The 18961-nt window shown below is 61.5% G+C and carries 16 protein-coding genes; 9 read left to right on the top strand and 7 right to left on the bottom strand.

What is annotated here, in order from left to right:
• The first annotated feature begins 32 nt into the window (after positions 1-32).
• Complete coding sequence (pgm, locus tag ACOZJV_RS03510; RefSeq protein WP_421546846.1) at positions 33-1679, top strand: phosphoglucomutase (alpha-D-glucose-1,6-bisphosphate-dependent); 1647 nt, start codon at positions 33-35, stop codon at positions 1677-1679.
• Between the two features lie 57 nt (positions 1680-1736).
• Here pgm and ACOZJV_RS03505 read toward each other — a convergent pair whose 3' ends face one another.
• Positions 1737-2432 (bottom strand): pirin family protein, encoded by a 696-nt coding sequence (locus ACOZJV_RS03505; RefSeq protein ID WP_078473446.1) that lies wholly within the window; start codon positions 2430-2432, stop codon positions 1737-1739.
• 264 nt (positions 2433-2696) lie between these two features.
• Between ACOZJV_RS03505 and ACOZJV_RS03500 the strand changes: the two genes are divergently transcribed.
• Positions 2697-5156, top strand: coding sequence for a UvrD-helicase domain-containing protein (locus ACOZJV_RS03500; RefSeq protein ID WP_421546845.1), 2460 nt, complete (start codon positions 2697-2699; stop codon positions 5154-5156).
• A gap of 45 nt (positions 5157-5201) precedes the next feature.
• Here ACOZJV_RS03500 and ACOZJV_RS03495 read toward each other — a convergent pair whose 3' ends face one another.
• The gene (locus ACOZJV_RS03495; protein ID WP_078473444.1) at positions 5202-5471 is read right to left on the bottom strand and encodes a DUF1652 domain-containing protein; all 270 of its coding nucleotides are present in this window, start codon (positions 5469-5471) and stop codon (positions 5202-5204) included.
• Between the two features lie 276 nt (positions 5472-5747).
• Between ACOZJV_RS03495 and ACOZJV_RS03490 the strand changes: the two genes are divergently transcribed.
• The 4 genes from ACOZJV_RS03490 (at position 5748) to ACOZJV_RS03475 (ending at position 9552) form a co-directional block, all read left to right on the top strand.
• A complete protein-coding gene (locus ACOZJV_RS03490; RefSeq protein ID WP_078473484.1) occupies positions 5748-6563 on the top strand; it encodes a helix-turn-helix domain-containing protein in 816 nt (271 codons plus the stop codon).
• Positions 6564-6614: 51 nt separating this feature from the next.
• A complete protein-coding gene (locus ACOZJV_RS03485; RefSeq protein WP_421546844.1) occupies positions 6615-8021 on the top strand; it encodes an NAD(P)/FAD-dependent oxidoreductase in 1407 nt (468 codons plus the stop codon).
• Between the two features lie 30 nt (positions 8022-8051).
• Positions 8052-8393, top strand: coding sequence for a cupin domain-containing protein (locus ACOZJV_RS03480; RefSeq protein ID WP_078473442.1), 342 nt, complete (start codon positions 8052-8054; stop codon positions 8391-8393).
• 73 nt (positions 8394-8466) lie between these two features.
• Positions 8467-9552, top strand: coding sequence for a polyamine ABC transporter substrate-binding protein (locus tag ACOZJV_RS03475; RefSeq protein ID WP_421547575.1), 1086 nt, complete (start codon positions 8467-8469; stop codon positions 9550-9552).
• 165 nt (positions 9553-9717) lie between these two features.
• Here ACOZJV_RS03475 and ACOZJV_RS03470 read toward each other — a convergent pair whose 3' ends face one another.
• The 5 genes from ACOZJV_RS03470 to ACOZJV_RS03450 all read right to left on the bottom strand — a co-directional run bounded on the left by ACOZJV_RS03470 (position 9718) and on the right by ACOZJV_RS03450 (position 14901).
• Positions 9718-10482 (bottom strand): SDR family oxidoreductase, encoded by a 765-nt coding sequence (locus ACOZJV_RS03470; protein WP_421546843.1) that lies wholly within the window; start codon positions 10480-10482, stop codon positions 9718-9720.
• Positions 10479-11876, bottom strand: coding sequence for an aspartate aminotransferase family protein (locus ACOZJV_RS03465; RefSeq protein ID WP_421546842.1), 1398 nt, complete (start codon positions 11874-11876; stop codon positions 10479-10481). The genes ACOZJV_RS03470 and ACOZJV_RS03465 overlap by 4 nt, the downstream gene beginning before the upstream one ends.
• Positions 11877-11902: 26 nt before the next feature.
• A complete protein-coding gene (locus tag ACOZJV_RS03460) occupies positions 11903-12724 on the bottom strand; it encodes a molybdenum cofactor biosynthesis F family protein (RefSeq protein WP_421546841.1) in 822 nt (273 codons plus the stop codon).
• Between the two features lie 81 nt (positions 12725-12805).
• Positions 12806-13480 (bottom strand): response regulator transcription factor, encoded by a 675-nt coding sequence (locus tag ACOZJV_RS03455; protein WP_421546840.1) that lies wholly within the window; start codon positions 13478-13480, stop codon positions 12806-12808.
• Between the two features lie 86 nt (positions 13481-13566).
• Positions 13567-14901, bottom strand: a complete 1335-nt coding sequence (locus tag ACOZJV_RS03450) for an aminotransferase class III-fold pyridoxal phosphate-dependent enzyme (protein ID WP_201130927.1) — start codon at positions 14899-14901, stop codon at positions 13567-13569.
• 271 nt (positions 14902-15172) lie between these two features.
• Between ACOZJV_RS03450 and ACOZJV_RS03445 the strand changes: the two genes are divergently transcribed.
• The 3 genes from ACOZJV_RS03445 to ACOZJV_RS03435 all read left to right on the top strand — a co-directional run bounded on the left by ACOZJV_RS03445 (position 15173) and on the right by ACOZJV_RS03435 (position 18921).
• Positions 15173-16660, top strand: coding sequence for an aldehyde dehydrogenase family protein (locus ACOZJV_RS03445; protein WP_421546839.1), 1488 nt, complete (start codon positions 15173-15175; stop codon positions 16658-16660).
• Positions 16661-16850: 190 nt separating this feature from the next.
• The gene (locus ACOZJV_RS03440) at positions 16851-18368 is read left to right on the top strand and encodes an APC family permease (RefSeq protein WP_421546838.1); all 1518 of its coding nucleotides are present in this window, start codon (positions 16851-16853) and stop codon (positions 18366-18368) included.
• Positions 18334-18921 (top strand): DUF3156 family protein, encoded by a 588-nt coding sequence (locus tag ACOZJV_RS03435; RefSeq protein WP_421546837.1) that lies wholly within the window; start codon positions 18334-18336, stop codon positions 18919-18921. Before ACOZJV_RS03440 ends, ACOZJV_RS03435 begins: the two co-directional genes overlap by 35 nt.
• Positions 18922-18961: the final 40 nt, after the last annotated feature.

Raw genomic sequence — 18961 nt, 5'->3', positions numbered from 1 at the left:
ACTCCCGAATCATCCTTTTCCAGAGGTTTTGCATGACACTCAGTCCTTTTGCGGGCAAGCCGGCACCAGCTGAATTGTTGGTCGATATCCCGCGACTGGTAACGGCCTATTACACCGGCCAGCCCGATGCTTCGGTTTCTACCCAGCGTGTTGCCTTTGGTACTTCGGGGCACCGTGGCAGCTCGTTCGATCTGAGTTTCAACGAATGGCATGTACTGGCCATCAGTCAGGCCATCTGCCTGTATCGCGAATCCCAGGGTATCGATGGCCCGCTGTTTGTCGGCATCGACACCCATGCGCTGTCCACGCCTGCCGGTGCCAGTGCCCTGGAAGTGCTTGCCGCCAACGGTGTGACGGTCATGATTGCCGCCGGGGATGAGTACACACCCACTCCGGCCGTTTCCCACGCCATCCTGTGCTACAACCGCGGCCGCACTTCGGGCCTGGCGGACGGCATCGTCATCACCCCATCGCACAACCCGCCACAAAGCGGCGGTTACAAGTACAACCCCACCAACGGTGGTCCGGCCGATACCCATATCACCAAGTGGATCGAAGCCAAGGCCAACGAGTTGCTCGCGGCCAAGCTCGCCGGGATCAAGCGCATCAGCTACGAGCAGGCGCTGAAAGCCGATACCACCCACCGTCACGATTACCTCAACACCTATGTCGCCGACTTGATCAATGTGATCGACATGGATGCCATCCGTGGCGCCAAGCTGCATCTGGGCGTCGATCCACTGGGTGGAGCAGGGGTGCGCTACTGGTCGGCAATCGCCGAGCACTATCGCCTGGACCTGGACGTGGTGAACAAGCAGGTCGACCCGACTTTCCGCTTTATGTCGGTGGACTGGGACGGGCAGATCCGCATGGACCCGTCCTCCAGCTACGCAATGCAGGGGCTGATCGGCCTGAAGGATCGCTTCGATGTGGCCTTCGCCTGCGACCCTGACCACGACCGCCACGGCATCGTCACCCCGAGCGGTGGCCTGCTGGCGCCGAATAATTACCTGGCAGTCACCATCGACTACCTGTTTCAGAATCGTCCGCAATGGCGCGCCGATGCCGCCGTTGGCAAGACTGTGGTCAGCAGTGGCCTGATTGACCGGGTTGCCAAGCGCTTGGGCCGCCGTTTGTATGAAGTGCCAGTAGGCTTCAAGTGGTTTGCCGACGGCCTGTTCGATGGCTCGTTGGGTTTTGGCGGCGAAGAAAGCGCCGGCGCCTCATTCCTGCGCAAGGACGGCGGTGTCTGGAGTACTGACAAGGACGGATTGATCCCGGCCTTGCTGGCAGCAGAAATGACCGCCCGTACTGGCCGCGATCCGAGCCAGGCCTACCGTGCCCTGTGTGATGAGCTGGGCGAACCTTTTTCGGTACGGGTCGATGCCAAGGCCAATCCGCAACAGAAAGCCTTGCTCAGTAAGCTTTCGCCGCAGCAGGTCACCTCGACCCAACTGGCTGGTGAAGCAATTGAGCAGATCCTCAGCCACGCGCCGGGTAATGATCAGGCCATCGGCGGGCTCAAGGTCATGACCGCCAACGGCTGGTTCGCCGCGCGACCTTCGGGCACCGAGGACATCTACAAGATCTACGCCGAAAGCTTTATCGGTGATGACCACCTCAAGCAATTGGTGCAGGAAGCCCAGACCCTGGTGGATGGCGCCATCAGCGGCAACTGACAGGCAGGTAAAAAAAGGGCGACCCCAGGGTCGCCCTTTTTTATGGCTTCTGTTTTATCAGGCCAGGTCCACCAGCACGATTTCACTGTCCTCGATCGCCGTCACTCGCAAGACGCTTTCCTCGGCAACCGCCACACCGTCTCGAGCTTGTGCACGCAAGCCGTTGACTTCAATCACCCCGGTAGCGGGCACCAGGTAGGCACGCCGGCCCGGGTCCAGTGCATATTCGGCTGATTCGCCAGCCTTGAGGTTGGCCGCCACCAGGCGCGCATCGGCGCGAATCTGCAGGCTCTGGTCATCGCCGTGCTTGCCGCTGGCCAAGGTCACAAACCCTTCGCGCTGGCCTTTGGGGAAAGGCTTGGCGCCCCAGGATGGCGCTGCGCCGGCCTGGTTGGGAATGATCCAGATCTGAAAGATCCGGGTTGGCGTCGATTCCAGGTTGTACTCGCTGTGGGCGATCCCGGTGCCAGCACTCATCACCTGCACGTCACCGGCTTCGGTCCGGCCTTTATTGCCGAGGTTGTCCTGGTGAGTGATGGCGCCTTCGCGCACATAGGTGATGATTTCCATGTCGCGGTGCGGGTGCTGAGGGAAGCCGGTGCCAGGGGCGATCACGTCATCGTTCCACACCCGCAGGTTGCCCCAGTTCATGCGTGCCGGGTCGTGGTATTCGGCAAACGAAAAGTGGTGGTGAGCATCCAGCCAGCCATGATGGGCGCCGCCCAGGGATGCAAAAGGTCTGAGTTCAAGCATGATCGTCTCCTGTAAGGGATCGGCCTGGTCGCTGCCATAGAGCGCCAATCCCGGTTGATGGTGAGCATCATCTATCAGCTATGCATCGATAAAAAGCGCAAAAAATGCCGTAATCCAATCTATAAATTAGATATTTATACGGGCCCGTTGCTGCTGTCGAATCTTCAATTCATCGCTTAAGTGGATGACCTGTAAGCATTTCGCTAGAAGTCAGCGGCAAATGCAGCGACCATAGCCCACACAGCCTCACACCCTGGAGTCAGCGTGCCGCAACACACCCCCGATCTTCCTCCCGAGCTTTTGCCACTGGCCGAAATGCCGCTGTTCAAGCGGCTGGCAGCCAGGTTTTTCGGACATGGCCTTACCCGTCTACGCGCTCAGCATCGGGCTTCCTGGCTGCATGGCCAGGCGGATGGCTTTCGCAGCGGGCATACCGCAGGCGTCGAGTATGGCTATAAGGAGGGCAAGCTCGAAGGCATCGAGGAGGGCCGTCAGGTGCTGTTGATCCGCGATACGCGCAATACCGAGCACCGTGCTCCTGGCGTAGATGACCTGCTGTTCGATGACTGGCGCCTGCCGCTGAGTACGGAGTTGAAGAAGCGCATCAAGGCCGATGTCGCCCGCTTGCTGCCGGCCCATGCCCAGCCGAGCACGGCGCAGTGGAAGATGATTTTCAGCGATACCCCGTCCACTTCCGTGATCGCCGGCGCCGGGGCGGGCAAATCGACTTCCCTAGTGCTGCGCATCCTGTTGCTGCATCACTACCTGGGCTTTGAGCTCGACTCCTTGACGGTGGTGACCTTTACCCGTGAGTCGCGCAAGGACTTTATCCAGAAACTGATCCAGGTGTTCAGCCTCTGGGGCCTTAGTCTGGGCTTGCGCGACGCGCGGGAAGTGGTGCGCACCTTTCACTCGCGGATCCTGCCGATGGTGCGCAGCCTGCCGGGGTTCGAACGCCTGCAGGCGTTTGAAAACCTCAGTGAGCGTGGGCCGGGCGCGGACGAGGAGGTGGAGAGCAATCCGTTCGACCTGCGCATCAACGACGCCCAACGCCGTCACCTGAATGCCTGCTACCACGTCTTGCATGGCCGCGATGGGCGCTTTCGCCAGGCGATCAAGCCGCTGTTGCGCCATGCCTTGCAGCTCAAGGAGCTGGAGCGCGATCACCCTGATGTGCAAAAGCGCATGGCGGTCACCGAATTGGCCGCCAAGCGCGACGAAGAGCTGTGCGACACCCTGGAAGACCTGTGGTTTCGAGCTGGCGCCTGGCCGATCAAGGGTATCGAGCCCAATCGACAAAGCATCGAAATCAACGGCTCGCGCTTCCATTGCCATGGTTATGCGGCCGAGCTGGATGCTTGGGTGGTGCTGGGCTTCGACCCGCGGGAAAACCCCCAGGTCGGCCGTCCCGGGGCCAAGCTCACAGTGCGCGCGGAATGGGCGGTCAAACGCACCCTGTTTCAAGCTTTTTGCCATAAGCCTTTGATATGGCTTGATTCTTATGATTCAGCAAAGCGCGTCCTGTCGTCATTGGCCGGAGATGCCAGCGCGGGGCCGGGTTTCGACTACAAGGTCAAGGGTGAGCTGGCTTCGGCGCCATTACTGGATTGTTTTGTCGGTGCCGCAGGCTTTATCGAGAACCTCGGGCTGGATGTGTGCGATGCGGTTGGGCGCATGAGCTTTGTCAAGGATGACCCGGATCGGTATTTCTTCGAAGCGCTCAGCCTGTTCTGGCGGGCCCTGGAAGACCATTTGCTGGACCAGTCGCCGCCGATCATGAGTTACAACCGCATGTTCGCCTTATTCAGCGAGCATTCGCCGGAGAACCTCAAGCTGTTGAGCAATGAGCGCCTGCGCCCTTTATCACATCTGATGATCGACGAATTCCAGGATGTTTCGCCGCAGATCGTCTCCTGGCTTCGCGCTTGCCTGCGGGAAATCCGCAGTCGCGGCCCGGCCATGCACGTAGGGCGCGGCGCCCAGCGGTCGTCCCTGCTCTGTGTGGGCGACGACTGGCAGTCGATCTATGGCTGGCGTGGCAGTTCGCCGAAATACTTCATGGAGTTCAACAAGGAGTTCCCGTCGCCCAGCACCACCCGGGTCATGCTCAGCGAGAATTACCGCAGCCACCAGCACATCATTGACGCCGCTGAACACATTGTCCGGGCGGCGCCGGCGATCAGCGGGAAAAAAGCCAAGGCCAGTGGGGCCGAGCAGGAGTTGCGCCCGGTGCAGGTGCTGGACCGCGATGACGCAGGTCTGGGCAAGCGCCTGGCCGAGCACTATCAGAAGGGCGATTCAATCTTGATGCTCTTTCGAAAAAGTAGCGATAAGTTATTGATTGAGGAGCATATTAATCAAATAGTTAATGTTGATTCTAGGTTGCCGATCGAAGCCCGCAGGCTTAAGCAACTGACCTATCACAGCTCCAAGGGCTTGCAGGCGGATGCCGTGTTCCTGCTGGGTGATTGTCAACACTTGACCAGCTCGCCCTACAAGAATCAGGTCTATCGCATGGCCGGCCTGGGCAAGGACGGCGACGCCGAGCCCTACGACAGCGCACAGAAGGATGAAATCCTGCGCCTGGCCTATGTCGGTATCACCCGTGCGGTGAAGCACTGCTACTGGTACGTCGATGGGCAGGAATCTGCGGCTGCCAATGCACCCAAGGCGTCTGATCGGGTTGCGCGGGGCAAAGCGTTTTTCAACGATTTGCGTGCATGAAAAAGCCCGCTGCATAAGCGGGCTTTGGTTCAAAAGGTTGGGTAGTCAGGCCTTGAGTGCCAAAGGGGGCGTGAAGGACTCAAGTTCATCTTCCACCGCCTCGATTATTCGCTCGACGTCGGTGGCGTTCATCACGGTGGCGCAGGGGATGCCGGCTATGGCGATCATGGTTTCGCCACTGACGCGATCGAAGAGCCGGGCGATCATGCTGCCGGGCGCATCCATGCTGGCCTCGAAACCCATGGGGTGAAAATGCCAGCGCATCAACTGACATGCGTTGGGAAAGGTGACCTTGCTGACGGAAACTCTATTCATGAGATGCCCACCTGGATCATTGAGCGCTTCCTTTTGCTCGCGGTAGGTAAGGATGGACCGTCGATGGTCCTTCCTGTGGAGCTTGTAAAAATAGCACCCGCTTGTGACAGTCCGCGGTTTTTTTTCAGGCCGTTTGGCGATTGCCTTGCAGAATTTTGATGCAGATCATGTCCTCGCGATTTTTGGGCACAATGCCAGTATTCGCGCGACCGGGATTGCCCATTGAAGCCGCCTGCCAACTTCGGCAAGCTCGGTTTTTATTTTGACGAGTGCCCTATGTCCGCCTTTGATGACGGCCCGCAGCAAACCCAGGCCACCGCCGAAACCGTGATGCGCTATCACCTGTGCTGGAAGCACCGGGATCTGGATGGCGTGATGGCGCTTTACCATCCCGAGATTCAATACAACGACTTTTTCCAGAACCGCACCCTGGGCCTGGATCAATTGCGTGAGTACGTGGCCAGCAGCATGCCCCGCGACGCGGACGAAGCCCTGGAGCACAGCGATCGCATCCGGGTGGATGGCAATACTGCGTTTATCCAGTACCAGGTCACGTTGCGTGGCGGCCGCGGCCTGGTGTCATTTCGCGCCAGCGAGGCGATTACCGTGCGTGACGGTCTGATCTGGCGCGTCAATGAATACGCCTCTTTGGTGCACGAGACCCTGCCCGACAAAGCGCGCCACAGCATGCGCCCAGCTGCGAGCCGCCTGGGATTGTCGCCGCGCCAACTGAGCTTCATGGCCGAGGACTTGCAGCAGTATTTCGAGCGGCAACAGCCGTATCTGGATCCTGAGCTGGATTTGCAACGGGTGGCGAAGGAGTGCGGTTACAGCCGCAATCAGATTTCTTACCTGCTCAACCAAGTGCTGGGCCAGAGCTTCTACCGCTACGTGAATCAGGCGCGCTTGCAGCATCTGCTGCTGGCGTTGGACCAGGCGACGCCTCCGCTGCGTGTCGATGAGTTGGCCTTTGCCGCCGGCTTCAATTCGCTGTCGGCGTTCTACAGCTGTTTTCGCCAGCACACCGGCCAGTCGCCCAAGGCTTACGCCAAGCAAATTTCTTTGCGTGCACGCGCGCAAGACAACGCCTGACCCCAGCCACTAGGATCGCCGCTATCGAAAACTCGGTTGCGGAGTTGTTGCATGCCAGCATGGCGCACTATCAGTTTGTGGATGGACCAGCTCGACGAGCCGCTGCTGGCGCGGCCGTCTCTTGAGCAGGATCTGGATGTTGACGTAGCCATCATCGGTGCCGGTTACACCGGGCTGTGGACGGCTTACTACCTCAAGCGCCAGGCGCCGCAGTTGCGCATCGCCATTGTCGAGGCCCAGACCGCCGGCTTCGGTGCCTCAGGGCGCAATGGTGGCTGGCTGATGGGCAATCTGTTGGGGGAGGACAGGTTGCTGGCCGGGTTGTCGAGCGAAGAGCGTCGGGCGTCCTTTGATCTGCTCCACAGCATTCCGGATGAAGTGGCAAACGTCATCGAACGTGAAGCCATCGACTGTGATTACCGCAAGAGCGGGGTGTTGTACTGCGCGGCGCGCTATCCCGAACAGGAAACCAGCCTGCGTCAATACCTGGCCAAGCTGCATGCCCAGGGCCTTACCGATGCCGACTACCACTGGCTCAGCCCTGAGCAACTGGGCCAGCAGGTGCGTATCGCCAATGCCTACGGCGCTATCTATTCCCCTCATTGCGCGACCATCCATCCCGCCAAACTGGTACGTGGCCTGGCGCGGGTGGTTGAAGGCATGGGCGTGCAGATCTACGAAAACAGCCCGGTCACCCATTGGCAGTCTGGCGGGCTGCAAACGGTCAAGGCCCAAGTGCGTAGCCGTTGGACGGTACCGGCGGTAGAAGGCTATTCGGTGACCTTGCCGCCCCTGGGCCGTTATCAGATGCCGGTGCAGAGCCTGTTGGTGGCCACCGAGCCGCTGTCCCAGGCACTGTGGGACGAGATCGGCCTGGAGCACGGGCAAGCGTTCAGTGAAAGCAGCCGTCAGGTCACCTACGGCCAGCGCACCCTGGATAACCGCCTGGTGTTCGGTGCCCGTGGCGGATACCGCTTTGCCGGCAAGCTGCGGCATGACTTCACCTTGAGCTACAACGAAGTCGGGTTGCGCCGGTATCTGTTCGGCGAGCTGTTCCCACAGCTGAAGAATGTGCGCATCACCCACTCCTGGGGCGGCAACCTGGGCATGTCCCGCCACTTCAAGCCCCATATGCTCTGCGACCGGCGCCATGGCATTGCCCTGGCCGGTGGCTACGGTGGCGAAGGGGTTGGAGCCAGCAACCTCGGCGGCCGCACCCTGGCCGATCTGATTCTTGAACGCGACAGCCCGCTGGTGCGCCAGCCCTGGGTCATGGCCGAGGGTCGTGTGGATGGCTTGCGCCCCTGGGAGCCTGAACCCTGTCGCTGGCTGGGCTACAACGCGATCATTCGCAGTTTTGTCCATGAAGACCAGACCCTGGCCAACCCGGCCAGCCCACCGTGGCGGCGCAAGTTGGCCAGTCGCGTGGCCGGTTTCATGGAAGGTTTCATGCACTGACTGTGCGATTTCCAACCCATAGGTAGAACCATGAGCATCACTCAATTCAAGAACACCGCCACGGCTGTCCTCGATCAATCGAGCCCGGTCGCCGTGCCCCTGGGCAGCCCGGTCGCCGTCACGTCGGTGACCTGCGTCGAGCGTAACGACGGGGTCGAGACCGGCATCTGGGAGTGCACGCCGGGGCGCTGGCGGCGGCAGATCGTGGCCCAGGAGTTCTGCCACTTTATTCAAGGCCGCTGCACCTTTACTCCAGACAACGGTGAAACCCTGACCATAGAAGCCGGCGATGCCCTGATGTTGCCGGCCAACAGCACCGGAATCTGGGATATCCAGGAAACCGTGCGCAAGAGCTATGTATTGATTTTCTGATCCTTTGATCCCTGATCCCTTGATTGCCTGCCAATAAAAATAGCCCATACCCAGGAATCGCCCCATGACCCGCATGACCCCAGCTTCGCTGCTGTTCGCTCCCCTGCTGCTTGTCGCTGCACTCGGCCAGGCCGCCGAGACGGTGAAGATCTACAACTGGTCGGACTACATCGCACCGGACACGATGAAGAGTTTCCAGAAGGAAACCGCCATCGGTTTCAGCTACGACGTCTATGACAGCAACGAAACCCTGGACGGCAAGTTGATGACCGGCAAATCCGGGTATGACGTGGTGTTTCCGTCAAACCACTTCATGGCCAGGCAGATCCAGGGTGGCGCCCTGAAAAAGCTCGACAAGGACCAGTTGCCGAACTGGAAGAACCTCAACCCGGTACTGCTCAAGGCCCTGCAAACCAACGACCCGGGCAACGCCCATGGGTTTCCTTACCTGTGGGGCAGCACCGGCATCGGCTACAACATGGCGAAGGTCAAGGCGGTGCTGGGCGACAATGCGCCGGTGGACTCCTGGGACCTGATCTTCAAGCCCGAAAACATGCAGAAGTTGCAGAAGTGCGGGGTGGCGATCCTCGATAACGGTCCCGAGTTGCTCCCAGCAGCCTTGAACTACCTTGGGTTGCCGCACCACAGCCAGAACCCGGCGGATTACAAAAAAGCCGAGGAACTGCTGATGAAAGTTCGGCCTTACATCAGCTACTTCCACTCCTCCAAATACACCAGCGACCTGGCTAACGGTGACATCTGCGTGGCGGTGGGATTCTCCGGCGACATCCTGCAGGCCGAAAGCCGGGCCAAAGAAGCCAAGAATGGCGTGGAAATCGGTTATTCGATTCCCAAGGAGGGCGCAGCCATCTGGTTCGACATGGTGGCGATGCCGGCCGATGCTCCGGATGAGAAGGCGGGTTACGCCTTTATGAACTACTTGCTGCGCCCTGACGTCATGGCCGCTATCAGCAACTACGTGCATTACGCCAACGGTAACCAGCAGGCAGACAGCCTGATCGACCCTGCAATCAAGAACGACACCAAGGTTTATCCGAGCCCGGACATGATGGGCAAACTGTTTGCCCTGGAAGCCATGCCGCTGAACATCGACCGGATCCGTACCCGGCTGTGGAACAAGATCCGCACCGGCAGTTGAGGGCGGCGGGCGAGTTGAGCAGGAGTGCCGAACCTGCCCTTGGATCCTGGCGTCCACGCGCGGCTCGGCAGCGGCTACAACCTTCTGTAGCCGCTGCCGCAGGCTGCGCTGGCCCTCGGCAGCGCCCTAACGACTCCAGGGCTTGCACCACGGACGGCGACTGCCTCAGCTCAGTTGTGCATTCTCCGGCAACAGCGCACCACCATCGACAACCAGGGTTTGCCCGGTGATATAGCCGGCGTTGCGCGACGCCAGAAACAGCATGGCATAGGCAATGTCCTCGGGGCTGCCCAGGCGCTTGAGCGGGATATGCTCGGCCAACTCCGGAGAGTCACCGAGGTTGGCCATGGCCTGGGTGGCAATCAGGCCGGGCTCGACCCCATTGACCGTGATTCCATATTCGGCCAGTTCCAGCGCCGCGCTGCGGATAAAACCGTTGACCCCGGCCTTGGACGCGGCGTAGTGGGCCAGCCCGGGAATCGCCGTGCGTGGGCCGGTGACCGAGGAGGTGATGACGATGCGCGGGTGCTGGGCGAGGCGCAGCGTTGGCAAGGCGGCCTGGGTCAGCCAGAAGCAGCTCTTGAGGTTGACCGCCAGGGTCTGCTCCAGGGTGTCATCGCTCAGGTCGATCAGCTTCTGCATCGGAAACACGCCGGCGTTGTGCAGCAGCAGGTCCAGTCCGCCAAAGGTTTCAAGGGTGGCCTCTACCGCCCGATTGGCGGCGCTGCGACTGCCGAGGTCGACCGTCAGCAACTCGGCCTGGCCCCCGGCCTCGTGTATCAGGCGCAGGGTTTGTTCACCGCTGTCCCGGGAGCGGGTCGCCAGCATGACCTTGGCCCCCTGTGCTGCAAACACCTGAGCAATCGCCCGGCCAATGCCCTGGCCGGCACCGGTGACCAGGGCGATACGTCCTGTCAGGTCCTGGCTCATGAAACAGCTCCTGGAAGGTTGGGCTGGGCAAGGACCTGGCTCAGGCACTGGTCCAGCAAGCGATTGTGCAGGTCGACGTCCTGCGCGGTGGTGGCCGGGCACATCAGGGCCATGTTGTGGAAGGGCGTCAGCAACACCCCACGGTTCAGCAGGTACAGGTGCAGGTAGGCCTCGATCAACCCATGGCGCGCGTGATGGGCTTCGCCGCCATTGCGCGGGGCGTGGTCCATAAACAGGTATTCGACCCGCGCGCCGATGCGAGTCACATGCCAGGGCAGGCGATGGGTGTCGATGATGCGCTGGACCCCCTCACGCAGCCGCTCGGCCAGCGTGATCATGTGGGCATAGTTGGCCTCGGTCATCACGTCGCTGAAGGTCGCGCGCATGGCGGCCATTTGCAGGGCGTTGCCGGCCAGGGTGCCGCCGAAGCCGAAATGGTTGATCGCCTGTCCCGGCTGGAAATGCGGCAGCACCCGCCAGATCCGCTCGGCCATGGCCTGGCTGCAGCCCCATACCGCAGCGGGAATACCGCCAGCGATGCATTTGCCGAGCACAAAGAAGTCCGCCTGCAAGCCGTGTTCGACGCTGTAGCCGCCAGGGCCGCAGGAGATGGTGTGGGTTTCATCGATGATCAGCGGCACATCGAAGCGTCGTGTCAGTGCTCGCAGGCCATCGTGAAAGCCAGGGGCCGGCGGCACCATGCCGACGTTGGTCATGAAGGGTTCGGTCAGTACCACGGCCACGTCACCCTGGGCCAGGGCGGCTTCGAGGGCGGCCAGGTCATTGAATTCCACCAGTCGCGTGGTGGTGTCATGTTTGATTCCGTTGGCGTGCACCCCTTCGCGAGGAATCATCTGTCCGGCGCTGTCGAACTCCACCTGGGACTCGTCGACGCTGCCGTGGTAATTGCAGTTGAACACCAGCACCTTTTCGCGACCGGTGATCATCCGGCACAGGCGCAGGACGAAGCGATTGGCGTCAGTGGCCGATGTCGTGACCTGCCAGTACGGCAGGCCGAAACGGCGCACCAGTTCCTGGCCGACCCACAGGCTATCGGCAGTGGGCAGCATCAGGGTCGAGCCGTGGAGCGCCTGATGGCCAATGGCTTTGGCGACCGCCGGTTGGCTGTGACCGAACATGGCGCCGGTATCGCCCAGGGCGAAGTCGACATAGGTGTGCCCGTCGCAGTCGGTCAGGGTCGCGCCCTGGGCATCGGCGACCAGGATCGGATATAGCCCCGGCCATTGCTGCATCCAGTGCAGGGGAGCGCCGTACAGCCAATGCTTGAGGTTTTCCTGGTAGTACTCGCCGGAACGGGGATGGCGTTCGGCGAATTGTCGCAGCTCGGTTTGGTAGCAACTGGCGACACGTTCGAGATCAAGGCCGAGGGTCATGGGTAACGCTCCAGTTCAAAGGGGGCTTAACGGTATTCGGTGCGATTGAGCACGTAGGCGAGGGCGCCCACCGGGAAGTTGGCGGCGCTGCTGAAGTCGTCGCCCTGGTAGCCGAAGATCTTGCCGTCGGTCTTGCCGGCTGCCAGGTCAATCAATACCAGGCCCAGGGTGGGGACGATCTTTTCCCGCCAGACAAACAGGTAGAGCTGATCGGCGACCTTGTAGTAGTGGCAGCGGTCGGTATCCGCCAGCCCCTGTTCAACGCCTTCCAGGCACTGCCAGCTGTAGAAGTTCGAGTTCAGGTACACATGTTCATAGGCTTCGGTGGCGCTGTAGATGTACTGGTTGCGCAGGCCAACCAGCTCCAGGGTCGGCGCGTGTCGAGGGGTATCGGGGGTGAAGGGCGAGTCGATGCTGCCATGCAGGAACTGCGCGCTGACCGCCGTCAGCTCCCGGCCGGATAACGCGCGGCTGAACAGGTCGACTGCGGCTTCGGCCTGGGTCGGCATTTGCCCGATCACGGCGGTGAATAGGTTGTGCATCAAGTCCAGCACCAGGCTGACCGAGTGGGTCCGGCCGTCTTCCTGCTTGAGAAAGTCCACCAGATAGATGCCCGGCCGGATTGAGCTGGCGCGATAGGGCGCATCGCCGCTGGCGTCGTTATCAGCGGTTTGCCAGTGCAGGGTCTCGGCGCCGAATTGGTGCTCGATCAACCAGCCGTTGGCGAAGTGCAGCGTGAGGCTACGGCCCTTCAGGTCATCGAGTGCCGGAAGGATGTGGTTGTCGCTGGCAAAGCCATCGGCCAGGGCGCCGACGGTGATCCATTCTGGTTGTGTGTGGGTGGTCATGGGCTGGGTCTTGTCGGTTGAGGGAAGATATCCATAGTCATCCCATCGACCCGCGTCGCCCATCAACCGGATGGTTGAGTTCTAGAGGAATAGCGCCTTGACCAGCTCGGTGCGGTTGCCGACAGCGGCTTTGCGAAACAGGTTGATCAGGTGAGTCTTGACGGTCGGCAGGCCCAGGCCCAGGTGCTGGGCAATGACTTTGTTGCTGGCGCCTTCGCGCAGCAGCCAGGCGATTTCCTGCTCCCTTGGGGTGAGTGCGGCCAGGCATTGGTCGGATTGGGAGTAGGGCGCCTGGGCGGCGATTTCCAGCAGCCCCTGCAGGGCGTGCAGGGTTGTCAGCTCATCAGGGCTGAAACGCCCGAGGCTGGCATCACGCAGCAGCGACAAGCCGGCAATCGGCCGCTGACCGTCGCTGGCCAGGATCTCCACTACATCGCACACCCCGTTGCGTTGTAAAAAGCCCTGGTAGACCTCGGTCTCGTGACGGCCCTGTTGGGCCATGCCCATGTGCAGCGACAGCACCGGGCGGCCTGCCGCGGCGCAGTTGCGGGGCCGCAACGGGTCGTAGTGACGGTAGCGTTGCAGGTAAGCGTCGTGCATGTGCGGGGTCATGCGATGCAGCGAAAAGTGTTGGGCCTGCAGTTGCTCGTCAATGCGATAGAACGCACAGAGGGTGGCCGGCACGACCTGGGTAAATGCCCGGATACAGCGCTGGCCGAGTTCGAGGGCATCGGGCAGGGCGGGTGACTGGCTCATCGATGACTCCTTGGATTGAGGCAACCGCTCAAAGGGACGATAAGGCCCGAAGGGGCCTTATCGAGCGCAGCAACCGCTGGGTAGCGTCAGCGGCGCGCCTGGGACAGGCCCAGTTCCAGGGCATTGACGATCACGTCGATCTGCTCCTGCTGGATCACCAGAGGTGGCGAGAGAATGATCTTGGTCCCCACCGGGCGCACCATGACGCCGTTGTCGCGGGCAATCTGTGCCACCTGGTTGGCGTAGCCACTCATGGGGTCGATTGGCTCGCGGGTAGTTTTATCGGCCACCAGGTCGAGGGCGACCATCAGACCCTTGCCGCGTACTTCGCCGACACTGTCAAAGCGTTCGGCAAAGGGCTGCAGGCGCTTGAGCATGTAGTCGCCCATTTTCGCGGCATTGGCCGGCAAATCATCCTTGACCACGATATCCAGGCAGGCCAGGGCCGCAGCACAGGCCACCGGGTGCCCGGAGTAGGTGTAGCCATGCATGATGGCGCCGGTGAAGTTGCTGTTCTTCTCGAACGCCGCTTCGACCCGTTCGTTGACCACGGTGGCGCCCAGGGGGATGTAGCCCGAGGTGATGCCCTTAGCCAAACACATAATGTCGGGTTTTACGCCCCACAGGCGGCTGCCGAACATCGAGCCGCTGCGGCCGAAACCGGTCACCACCTCGTCGGCGATCAGCAGCACGCCGTACTTGTCACACACTTCACGGATCAGCGGCCAGTAGTTGGCGGGCGGCACGATGACGCCGCCGGCGCCCTGGATCGGCTCGGCGATAAAGGCCGCGACGGTGTCGGGGCTCTGGAACTGGATTTCACGTTCGAGAATGTCGGCGCAGATCTTGCCGAGTTCTTCCGGGTCCTGGCTGTAGGGGTTGCGGTACAGCCATGGGGTGTCGACATGGAAGCAGCCTGGCAGCAGCGGCTCGTAGTTGCGACGGAACACGGTGTTGCCATTGACCGAGGCGCCACCAAAGTGGGTGCCGTGGTAGCCCTGGCGCAGGGAGATGAATTTGGTGCGATCGGCCTGACCTTCGAGTTTCCAGTACTGGCGGGCCAGCTTCAGGGCGGTTTCGATGGCGTCCGAACCGCCACTGCTGAACGCCACGCGGCGCATCCCTTCGGGCTCCAGCAGGTTCATCACCACTCGTGACAGCTCTTCGGCACGAGGGTGGCTGACGCCGTCGAACAACTGGAAATACTCCAGCTCATCCAGCTGCGCGGTGATCGCCGCTTTCACTTCCTTGCGGTTGTGGCCGACGTTGACGTTCCACAACCCGGCAACGCCATCCACCAGTTGGTGGCCCTTGTCGTCATACACATAGCAGCCATCGCCACGGACAATACGAATCGGCTCGCGTTGCTTCATTTCGTTGGGGTGCAGCATGGGGTGCCAGAAGCGGCTTTGTTCGCTCACGTTGAGTCTCCTGATAACGCACGGACAGCGTGGGTCTATTAGTGCGTCATTTATACCCCTGGCGCTTGCCTCTGTGTGCCAGGCTTCTTGATCGTCACTGCCAGACTGATGCAAGGCATGACGCCGCGCGCAGCGATCATTGGTGACGGATTGTGCAGGGCATCGATGGGCTGGCAGCCAGTGCCAAGTTTCCCGGCAGCCAGGATCAAGACGACGTTCGGCTTTGCGCTCAGAGTCTGTCTCGAACTAGGTCTATTTCCGAGGATTCCAGATGAGCGTTGCCATCGACCCACGTGTCGCTGCATTTATAGACAGTCAGCATGGACTGTTGATTGACGGTCACAGCCAGCCAGCGCTATCCGGTGCGCAGATGCCGGTCTTCAACCCCGCCACCGGCGAGGAGCTGACCCGGGTGGCCGCGGCTGCCGCGGCGGATGTCGACCTCGCCGTTGCCGCTGCGCGCCGGGCCTTCTGCGGCAGTTGGGCAGCGCAACGCCCGGCCGACCGTGAGCGTCTGCTGCTGAAGCTGGCCGACCTTCTAGAGGCCAATGGCGAACACCTGGCCCAGCTCGAAACCCTCAACAACGGCCAGTCGATCCACCTTGCCCGCGCCCTGGAAGTCGGCGCCGCAGCGGAATTCACCCGTTATATGGCGGGCTGGGCGACCAAGATCGAGGGCAAGAGCCTGGACGTTTCGATCGCCGCGGTGCCCGGAGCCAAGTACCGCGCCTATACGGTGCCGGAGCCGGTGGGGGTGGTGGGGGCCATCGTGCCGTGGAATTTCCCGTTGCTGATGGCGATCTGGAAGATCGTCCCGGCATTGGCCTGTGGCTGCACGGTGGTGCTCAAGCCGGCGGACGAAACACCGTTGACGGCCTTGCGCCTGGGGCAGCTGTGCCTGGAAGCAGGCATCCCTGAAGGCGTGGTGAACGTGGTGACCGGTACTGGCGCCGTCGCCGGTGCCGCGTTGGCCGGGCACCCGGGGATCGACAAAGTGGCGTTCACTGGCTCGACCCAGATCGGCAAGGTCATCGGGCATGCCGCAGTCGACAACATGACTCGGTTTTCCCTGGAGCTGGGTGGTAAATCCCCGGTGATCGTGCTCGATGATTGCTCTCCCGAGGTGGCGGCCGCCAGCGCTGCAGGGGCCATCTTCTTCAATCAGGGCCAGGTGTGCACCGCAGGGTCGCGCCTCTATATCCAGCGCGCGATCTTCGACCAGGTGCTGGAGCGGCTGGCGACCATCGCTGGTGGGCTGAACATTGGCCCGGGGCTGGATGAACAGGCACAGATCAACCCGCTGATTTCGGCAAAACAGCAAAAACGCGTGCTGGGCATGATCGAGCGTGGTGTGGCCGAAGGCGCACGGGTGGTTTGTGGTGGCGTTGCCCATGGCGAGCAGGGCTTCTACGTGCGCCCGACAGTGCTCACCGATGTCACTGCCGATATGCAGGTGGTGCGTGAGGAGATCTTCGGTCCGGTGGTGGTGGCCACCCCGTTCGACAGCCTGGATGAAGTGGTCGAGTTGGCCAACGACAATCAATACGGGCTGGGGGCGAGCATCTGGTCCAACGACCTGGCTAAGGTCATGGCGCTGATTCCGCGAATCAAGGCCGGTACGGTCTGGGTCAATACCCACAATATGCTCGATCCGTCGATGCCGTTCGGCGGTTACAAGCAATCGGGCATCGGTCGCGAGATGGGCCATGCGGCGATCGAGGCGTATACCGAGAACAAGTCGGTATGCATCGCCTACTGATTGGCTGCAGGCCTCGTCAGTTCGACGATGGAGACGTCGATGGCCCTGTTGCACGACAGTGCCTGCTCGGGTAGTCGAGCTGGTTCCGTTCAAGCTGCGTCAGACAGCAAAGCAACTCGCGCACCTTCGGGTGCGCCCTTGAAATGCCTAAAACAACAATCACTAACGCATGCTTTCGAGGTCCAGAACCATGTCATTCAACGACAAACTCACCCGACACCTGAACCAGGGCGTGGTCGGTTTCCCCACGGCGCTGGCCAGTGCGGTCGGCCTGATCATGGCCAGCCCGGTGATCCTCACCGCCACCACCGGCTTCGGCCTGGGCGGCGGCGCCTTTGCCGTGGCCATGGTGATCGCCATGGTGATGATGCTCGCCCAGTCGACCACCTTCGCCGAAGCCGCGTGCCTGCTACCCACCAACGGTTCGGTCTATGACTACCTGGCCTGTGGCCTGGGACGGTTTTTTGCCATCACCGGGACGATTTCCGCCTACCTGATCGTGCATGTGTTTGCCGGCACGGCGGAAACCATCCTCAGCGGCATCATGGCCCTGGTCAACTTCGAGTCACTCAACACCATGCTCGAGCAAAGCGGCAGCGCCTGGCTGGTCGGGGTCGGGCTGGTGATTTTCTTCGGCTTGCTGAATGCCGTGGGCATCACCGCGTTCAGCCGCGCCGAGGTGATCCTGACCTTCGGCATGTGGACCACCCTGATCATCTTTGGCGTGGTTGGAGTGATCAAGGCACCGGCAGTGGAACTCAATGGCTGGTTTGGCGAGTCCATGGTCGGCACCGACCTGCCGACGATCCTGTCACTGGTGGGCATGGCGATGTTCATGTTCGTCGGCTGCGAGTTCGTCACGCCCCTGACCCCGGATGTGCGCAAGGCGGCCAAGACCATTCCACGAGCCATGGCCCTGGGCCTGGTGGGTGTGGCCACGTGCATGTTCATCTACGGCGCGGCGATGAAACGCCAGGTGGCCAATATCCCCCTTACCGCAGACGGCAGCGTGCATCTGCTGGATACGCCTATGGCCATCCCGCAGTTCGCCGAGCAGATCATGGGGCCCTTCGGGCGTATCTGGTTGGGTGTCGGCCTGCTGTTCGCCGGTGCTGCGACCATCAATACCCTGATGGCCGGCCTGCCACGGATTCTCTACGGCATGGCCCTGGATGGCGCCTTGCCCAAAGTCTTTACCTACCTGCATCCGCGCTTCAAGACGCCGTTGCTGTGCATTGCCGTGGCGGTGTTGATTCCGTGCCTGCACGCCTGGTGGCTGGGTGGCAGTACCGACAACATCATGCACCTGGTACTGGCGGCGGTTTGCGCCTGGAGTACGGCTTACCTGCTGGTCACGCTGTCGGTGGTGGTGTTGCGCATTCGTCGGCCGGACTTGCCACGGGCCTACAAGTCGCCGTGGTTCCCGCTGCCGCAGATCGTCTCTTCGGTGGGCATTCTGCTGGGCATTTGGTTTATCACCCCGCCGGGCATGAATCCGCGTGATATCTATGTGCCATTTGGCAGCATGCTCGGCCTGACGGCGGTCTATGCCCTGGTCTGGACCGTGTTTGTGCAAAAGGTCAATCCATTCCGCCCGGTGCCGGTGGAAGAGGTGCTGGAGAAAGCGTTCAACCTGCAATCAGAGGTGCACAACGCGCCGGGAGCGATGCCTGATGAACAGTTCAAGCTGGCTGCAAAACCTCTCTGATGTCTGGGACCGGCCGCCCTCCGGCTATCGCCCGGGCGTTACCCTGGGGCAACTGCGGCGTGATCTCACAGGTCTGGAATGTGAGGTCGCAAGCCCGACTGGAATGCAATTCAGTACGGGCGGCCTGGAGTTTGAGGTGCAGGAGCGGGCCCAGGCCCAGTTGCTGATGCACATCGTGGTGTGCGAGTTCGTGCTGCGGGTGCCCAGCCAGCAGACCGAGGCGACGAAAATCGTGCTGCGCCACACCGGGGCGATCCGTCGCCAGGGTGTGGCTGCGCGGCTGAGGGAGGGTTCTGCGCAGGCGATGGCACCACTGCTGGAGCGCTTGCACGCCGATGCGCCCTTGCTCGCTGCGCTGCTGCCCCTGGACTTCAAGCGTCTGGAGCTGCAACGCGACGCACAGGGCTGGCAGGTACGCCTGGAACACTTCGGTGCCAGTGAAGTGGTCAATCGTCTGCCCGGGTTTCGTCGCTACATCCGTCTGACCCACGAGCAGCGCGCCGCGTTGCTGGCCACCTTCACCCGGTTGTACAGCCTTCTAGGAGAGTTCTGACAACCATAACCGTCTCTGCTGGCATACGCCGTGCTTAAGC

This window comes from Pseudomonas sp. QD4, from assembly GCF_049199125.1.
In the GTDB taxonomy this organism is placed as follows: Bacteria; Pseudomonadota; Gammaproteobacteria; order Pseudomonadales; family Pseudomonadaceae; genus Aquipseudomonas.
This window is presented reverse-complemented; position numbering and strand designations above follow the sequence as displayed.